Source organism: Bartonella sp. TS25HLJMH, assembly GCF_042193505.1.
GTDB lineage: Bacteria > Pseudomonadota > Alphaproteobacteria > Rhizobiales > Rhizobiaceae > Bartonella > Bartonella grahamii.
Genome location: NZ_JBHILV010000116.1, coordinates 1 through 530 on the forward strand (window position 1 = coordinate 1; position 530 = coordinate 530).

The following is a 530-nucleotide window of genomic DNA, read 5'->3' on the forward strand; positions in this document are numbered from 1 at the left end:
GCGCGCTTGCTCTCTCGTAATGATTTCTTTTTTTCTGCTAGAGGTCGTGGTCCCCTCGCTGAGAAATGTATGGCTACGTATATGAGAAAAAATAAAATTGAAGCCTGCCCCCATGGTTTTCGCTCTAGTTTACGCAATTGGCTCGCTGAAACAACCGATGCCCCCTATGAGGTCGCTGAAACCATTCTAAGTCATACGGTAGGCGGTAAAGTAGAGCGTGCCTATCGTCGTACTGACTATCTAGAACAGCGCCGTGTCTATATGGATAAATGGGCGGCTTATGTCACCGGTCAATCTTAAGATATGGGGTGCATAACCCCATTATCTGTGGATAACTTTAGCTCTCTTGTCTCTCATTCTTTCTCAATAAGATTCATAAATTATCACATAAGAAATTGTATGATAAAATATTGTTTTCTATAAATAAAATACATTTAAAAATGAACAAAAATGTGGTTAATAAATAGTTATGATTTGTTCTCATTTTTTTACTTTTGAAAGGATTTTATTATGACAGAAAATGATATTCT

Annotated in this window: 1 pseudogene; it reads left to right on the plus strand. The window is 37.2% G+C overall.

Features of this window, described 5'->3' with window-relative positions:
• A pseudogene (locus ACFINF_RS09595) lies at positions 1-300 on the plus strand (integrase); the annotation flags it as partial.
• Positions 301-530: the final 230 nt, after the last annotated feature.